Origin of the sequence: Dactylosporangium sp. NPDC050688 (assembly GCF_040654515.1) — a bacterium.
GTDB lineage: Bacteria > Actinomycetota > Actinomycetes > Mycobacteriales > Micromonosporaceae > Dactylosporangium.
On sequence record NZ_JBFAIC010000002.1, the window covers coordinates 152,956 to 158,955 of the forward strand.

Annotated in this window: 5 protein-coding genes; 1 reads left to right on the forward strand and 4 read right to left on the reverse strand. The window is 72.1% G+C overall.

The features are described 5' to 3' along the window. Positions 1 to 188: 188 nt before the first annotated feature. From AB0H83_RS03105 to AB0H83_RS03120, 4 genes are all read right to left on the reverse strand, one after another. Positions 189 to 1,490, reverse strand: coding sequence for a DUF6350 family protein (locus AB0H83_RS03105; protein ID WP_360085956.1), 1,302 nt, complete (start codon positions 1,488 to 1,490; stop codon positions 189 to 191). A 65-nt stretch (positions 1,491 to 1,555) separates the two neighbouring features. Then, positions 1,556 to 2,437: a succinate--CoA ligase subunit alpha gene (sucD, locus tag AB0H83_RS03110; RefSeq protein WP_360085959.1), complete on the reverse strand. Its 882-nt coding sequence runs from the start codon at positions 2,435 to 2,437 to the stop codon at positions 1,556 to 1,558. A gap of 5 nt (positions 2,438 to 2,442) precedes the next feature. After that, entirely contained in the window at positions 2,443 to 3,618 is a 1,176-nt protein-coding gene (gene sucC, locus AB0H83_RS03115) for an ADP-forming succinate--CoA ligase subunit beta (RefSeq protein WP_360085962.1), read from the reverse strand. 376 nt (positions 3,619 to 3,994) lie between these two features. After that, positions 3,995 to 4,399, reverse strand: coding sequence for a cobalamin B12-binding domain-containing protein (locus AB0H83_RS03120; RefSeq protein WP_033357603.1), 405 nt, complete (start codon positions 4,397 to 4,399; stop codon positions 3,995 to 3,997). A 513-nt stretch (positions 4,400 to 4,912) separates the two neighbouring features. On the opposite strand from AB0H83_RS03120, the gene AB0H83_RS03125 reads away from it, so the two are divergent. Beyond that, positions 4,913 to 5,596 (forward strand): M23 family metallopeptidase, encoded by a 684-nt coding sequence (locus AB0H83_RS03125; protein ID WP_360085965.1) that lies wholly within the window; start codon positions 4,913 to 4,915, stop codon positions 5,594 to 5,596. Positions 5,597 to 6,000 lie beyond the last annotated feature (404 nt).

Genomic DNA, 6,000 nt, shown 5'->3' on the forward strand with positions numbered 1-6,000 from the left:
AGTACTACCAGGTCAGCCCAGGCACCGACGCAAACGCCCGGTTCGCTGTTCGCAGCGGCCGGGCCTTTTGCGTTTTTCCAGCTGGTACGGGCACAGCACCGGCCGACGGCGGACGCGTTGCGCAACGTATCGGGGCCGGGCGTGCGATCCGGTGCGGCGGTCAGCGGCCAGCACCGGGGCCCAGCGCGTCAGGGCGTGGCCTGGCGGACCCGCAGCGCGATCTTCGTCGCCGCCGTGGCGAGCACCGTGCCGATCGTCACCATGAGCATCGCCACGAACGCGACCTCGCCCGCGTCCGGCCCGACCCGCTCCAGCCCGCCGCCGCCGACCGACCCGCTCGCCGCGACCGACACCAGCCCGAGCAGCAGTCCCGCCACCGGGCCGGTGAGCGCGGCCGCGCCGAGCAGCGGCAGCCAGCCCCGGGCGGGGTCGTCGCGCAGCGACCGGCGGGCCAGCAGCCAGCCGGCGACGAGTGCCGCGGCCAGCGGCAGGCCGAGCAGCAGCGGGGCCCACCCGGTCGCCGGCGTCGACGGCAGCCCGGCCAGCAGCGGCACCGCCGGCAGCGGGCCCACCGACACCTCGGCCGCGCTGATCGTCGTCTCGGCGCCGACGACGAACCCGGGACCGACCAGGTAGCTGGCGCTCCACACCGCCACGTCGGGGCTGTAGAGCCCGCACAGCACGACGAGGCCGACCTGCCCCGCCACGCCCGTGTGATAGTCATCGATGATCTGGCCGGCGTCGCCGCCGCTGACGGCGACCGCCATCCCGGCCACGGCGGCCCCGGCGCCGAGGACCAGCAGTGCGGTCACCGCGCCGGTGCGGGTCGCGTCGCGCAGCACGCCGGGCAGCCGGCCGGCGAGCCGGGCCAGCCCCCTGGCCTCGACGAACGCGCCGAGTCCCCCGGCCACCAGGCCGAACCCGGCGAAACTGAGGCCGGCGCCGGGCACGGAGACCACCACGCCCCGGTGCTCGGCGACGATCGCGGTGAGGGCGCCGAGCAGGCCGTACACGACGGCGACGCACACCCCGGCGCGCGCCGCCGGCCACGGGGTCCAGGCGCCACCGGCGGGACGGGCCCGGGCGCCGATGGCACGGGCCGTGTGGACGCCGGCACGGTAGACGCGCCAGGCGGCGACGGCGGTCAGGCCGAGCGGGGCGAGCGACAGCGGGCCGATCCCGGTGTGCAGCGGCACCCAGTGCGCGAGCAGCCAGCCGGCCGCACCCACCCGCAGGATCTGCCAGATCGGGGCGCTGGAGCTGTCCATTGCGTGCAGCAGCCAGACCAGGACGAGGGTCGGCACGAGCGTCACCACCGCGGCCCAGAGCGTGGTCACCGTGGCGGCGAGCAGCAGCGGGGCACGCCGAGCGGGGCGCCGGCCCGGGGGCCGGCCCCGCGTGGAGCGTCGCTGGATCGGCAGGCGGACGGTCTCCCGATCGGCCAGCCGGGTCTGCGCCCCCTCGTCTGGTTCCTCTGGGGTGGTGGGCATCGTCCTTACTCTGTCAAAGACAGGGCGGCCGGTCACTCACCCCGGCCGCCCGAATCTTCGTTGACTTACAGTGCCTTGACGAGGTCCCGCATCAGGTTGGCGGTCTCGGTGGGGGTCTTGCCGACGCGGACGCCGGCGGCCTCCAGTGCGAGCTTCTTCGCGTCGGCGGTGCCCGCCGAGCCGGAGATGATCGCGCCGGCGTGCCCCATGGTCTTGCCGGGCGGGGCGGTGAAGCCGGCGATGTAGCCGACGACCGGCTTGCGCACGCTGGACCTGATGAAGTCGGCCGCGCGCTCCTCGGCGTCGCCGCCGATCTCGCCGATCATGACGATCGCCGCGGTCTCCGGGTCGGCCTCGAACGCGGCGAGCGCGTCGATGTGCGTGGTGCCGATGACGGGGTCGCCACCGATGCCGATGCAGGTCGAGAAGCCGATGTCGCGCAGCTCGTACATCATCTGGTACGTGAGCGTCCCCGACTTGCTCACCAGGCCGATCTTGCCCGGGCCGGTGATGTCGGCGGGGATGATGCCCGCGTTGGACTTGCCGGGGCTGGCGATGCCGGGGCAGTTCGGGCCGATGATGCGGGTCTTGCTGTTCTTGGCCACCGCCCAGAAGCTGGCGGTGTCGTGCACCGGCACGCCCTCGGTGATGACCACCGCGAGGGGGATCTGCGCGTCGATCGCCTCCAGCGCCGCCGACTTCGTGCCCGCCGGCGGGACGAAGATGACGCTGGTGTCGGCGCCCGTCTGCTCGATCGCCTCGGCGACGCTGGCGAACACCGGCAGCTTCGTGCCGTCGAAGTCGACCTGCGTGCCGGCCTTGCGCGGGTTGACGCCGCCGACGACGTTCGTGCCCGCGGCGAGCATCCGCCGGGTGTGCTTGGAGCCCTCGGCACCGGTCATGCCCTGGACGATGACCTTGCTGGTCTCGGTCAGCCATACCGCCATGGTCGTTACACCCCACTCGCTGCGAGCTCGGCGGCGCGGCGGGCCGCACCGTCCATCGTGTCGACCCGCTCGATCAGCGGGTTGGCGGCGTCGTCGAGGATCCGGCGACCCTCTTCGGCGTTGTTGCCGTCGAGGCGGACCACGAGCGGCTTGGCGACCGCCTCGCCACGGTCCTTGAGCAGCTGCAGCGCCTGCACGATGCCGTTGGCGACCGCGTCGCAGGCGGTGATGCCACCGAAGACGTTGACGAAGACGCTCTTCACATCGGGGTCGCCGAGCACGATCTCGAGGCCGTCGGCCATCACCTGGGCGCTGGCGCCACCGCCGATGTCCAGGAAGTTGGCCGGCTTGCTGCCGAGGCCCTCGCCCGCGTACGCGACCACGTCGAGCGTCGACATGACCAGGCCCGCGCCGTTGCCGATGATGCCGACGTTGCCGTCGAGCTTCACGTAGTTGAGGTTCTTGGCCTTCGCCGCCTGCTCGAGCGGGTCGGCGGCGGCCTTGTCCTCCAGCGCCTCGTGGTCGGCGTGGCGGAAGCCCGCGTTCTCGTCGAGGGTCACCTTCGCGTCGAGGCAGAGCACCGTGCCGTCGGTCGTCTTGGCGAGGGGGTTGACCTCGACCAGCGTGGCGTCCTCGGCGATGAACGCCTGCCACAGCTTGACCGCGATCTGCACGACCTGCTCGGCCACGTCGGCCGGGAACTGCGCCCGCTCGACGATCGCCCGCGCGGTCGCCTCGTCGACGCCCTTGACCGCGTCGATGGCGACCTTGGCGACCTTCTCCGGCGCGTCGTGCGCGACGGTCTCGATCTCCATCCCGCCGGCGACGCTGGCGATGCACAGGAACGTGCGGTTCGCCCGGTCCAGCAGGTACGAGAAGTAGTACTCCTCGGCGATGTCGGCCGTGGTCGTGACCATGACCTTGTGGACCGTGTGGCCCTTGATGTCCATGCCGAGGATGTTGGTCGCGTGGCCGGTGGCCTCGTCGGCGCCCTCGGCCAGCTTGACGCCGCCGGCCTTGCCGCGGCCACCGACCTTCACCTGGGCTTTGATGACGACCCGGCCGCCGAGCTCCTCGGCGATAGCCCGGGCCTCTTCAGGGGTCTCCGCGACGCCGCCGCCCAGCACAGGCAACCCGTGCTTGGCGAAGAGGGCGCGCCCCTGGTACTCGTACAGGTCCACAGTGGTCCCGTTCCGTCAACCGTGCCGCCTGCCCCATCGCGAGGACGGCTCAACGCTCGCAGCCTAATCCGGCCGGAACAGGCTGCGACTTGGCGGGTGCGCGGTGTGCCCGATTCCACAGCCGCACGCCGTTCGGGAAACCCTTTCGGGGGACACGCGTGCCGCCGCGTAACCCAGCCCGGGGACTGTCGTTGAGTGCAGTGTCGGCCCGCCCGCGCGGGTCACCCCCGAGGGGGCAGGGCCGGCACCAGAACGGCCGATGCCCTGTCGGTCGAGGGGTGGCGGCGGGGCATCGTGCGATAGAGAGGCCGGACGTGTGAGGGGTGCGTCCGGCCTCTCCCCCTTTTCCGGGCCTTTTCAGATACAGCGACGTCAATTACGCATGCGCCGGCGCGATGTGCTCCCGCGCCCATTCCACGATCGACTCCGTGGTCGCCCCGGGCGTGAAGATCTTCTTGACCCCGAGCCGCTCCAGCTCCGGCAGGTCGTCGTCGGGAATGATGCCGCCGCCGAACACCAGGATGTCCTCGGCGCCGCGCGCGGCGAGCAGCTCGATGACCTTCCGGAACAGGGTCATGTGCGCCCCGGAGAGCACGGACAGGCCGACCGCGTCGGCGTCCTCCTGGATGGCGGTCTCCACGATCTGCTCCGGCGTCTGGTGCAGGCCCGTGTAGATGACCTCCATGCCTGCGTCCCGGAGCGCCCGGGCAACGATCTTGACGCCTCGGTCGTGCCCGTCGAGGCCGGGCTTGGCGATGACGACGCGGGTCCGCGCGCTCATCCTCACGGTCCTTCCCATCGGGGCGCCGCTCCGTTGCGGCACGCACCTGGGCCGAAGGTACCGCATCGGCCGTCCGCAACGACCTTGCGCACCCGCGGTTACGCACAACCAACCCCGCGGGCACTCATTGCACCTGCCAGCCGCCGATGCTTGTGGCGCGCATTACGGATTGGCTACGGTGACCAGCGGCTCGGCATTTGCTGCGCACCGGCGTTTCCGGTTGTTTCGGGATTGCCGCCCTTTTCGACAATCATGACGCAAATCGGCCACGATGCATACGGCTGTCACGGTCGGGAACGACACCCGCGTATCCGGCAGAGCTGAGCGGATCACGGCTTCTGCACCACCGCGACGGCGGTTGTGGCTCCTGGCACACCGCGGTCCTGAAAAGCACCGTGGGCGGCACCTTCGCCCCGGCTCGCAACGGCAGCGCGGACCGCACCAGCGGCCGCGACTCGGCAACGGCACCGCGCCCGCAAGGGCAGCCGCGGTGAGGAACGGGAGGTGCGGCGCGTGGACGAAGCACAGCAGCCACCCCACGCGTACCGGGGCCGCCGCCGGGTCGAGCTGCCCCGCACCCGGCTCGCCGCCGTGTTCACCACCGCCGTCGTCGGCGCCGGCATCGTCGCCCTCGGCGTCTCCACCGCCCTGCCCGAGCCCCGCAACGACCTGTCCCTCGAGGCCAGCGGCAACTTCGACGACATCACCACCCGCGCCGGCGCCGACGACCGCGCCAGCCGCTCCCGCACCGGCTCCATGTCGACGGTCACCATGCCCGCCCCCGACGTGTGGGTCCTGCCGATGCAGCGGTACACCCTCACGTCCTTCTACGGCGAGCGCTGGGGCCGCCTGCACCCCGGCGTCGACCTCGGCGCCCCGCAGGGCACCCCCTTCAACGCCGTCGCCGCGGGCAAGGTCATCCTGTGCCGCTGGAACGGCGGCTACGGCTACAACGTCATGATCGAACACGGCGACGGCATCGTCACCGTGTACGGCCACGCCTCCAAGCTCCTGTGCAAGGAAGGCCAGCTCGTGAAGGCCGGCGACCGGATCGCCCTCACCGGCAACACCGGCCACTCCTTCGGCGCCCACCTCCACTTCGAGGTCCGCCAGCACGACAAGCCGATCGAGCCACTCGCCTTCATGCGCAAACACGGCGTTGACATCCAGAAGCACACCGAGGACATCTACCGCTAGCTGTGCTGCCGCCCCACCGCTGGCGCGGCGTGTCCCGGCGGGGGTTCCCACCCGCACCCCCATGCTCGCTGCGCTCGCACTGCCAGGCGCTGCGCGCGGCAGCTTCCTGCGCATCCGCGCGCCATCCCGGTGGTCGCCGTCCGGAATTCATCCGGCTTGCGTCGCCGCCCCGCGCCACCGCGCGAGGCCGGCCGCACCGCACGACGCTGATCTCACCGCACAACGCCAGCCGCACCGCACGACGCCAGCCGCACCGCACGACGCCGGCGCACCGCACGACGCTGGATGCACCGCGTGACACTGGACACCGCGCGACGCTGGACAGGCGCGACGCTGGACAGGCGCGACGCTGGACAGGCGCGACGCTGGACAGGCGCGACGCTGGACAGGCGCGACGCTGGACA

Excerpts from the sequence above, each read along its gene's own strand:
- AB0H83_RS03105 (WP_360085956.1), bottom strand. The coding sequence starts at position 1,490 with ATGCCCACCACCCCAGAGGAACCAGACGAGGGGGCGCAGACCCGGCTG.
- sucD (WP_360085959.1), bottom strand. The coding sequence starts at position 2,437 with ATGGCGGTATGGCTGACCGAGACCAGCAAGGTCATCGTCCAGGGCATG.
- AB0H83_RS03120 (WP_033357603.1), bottom strand. The coding sequence starts at position 4,399 with ATGAGCGCGCGGACCCGCGTCGTCATCGCCAAGCCCGGCCTCGACGGG.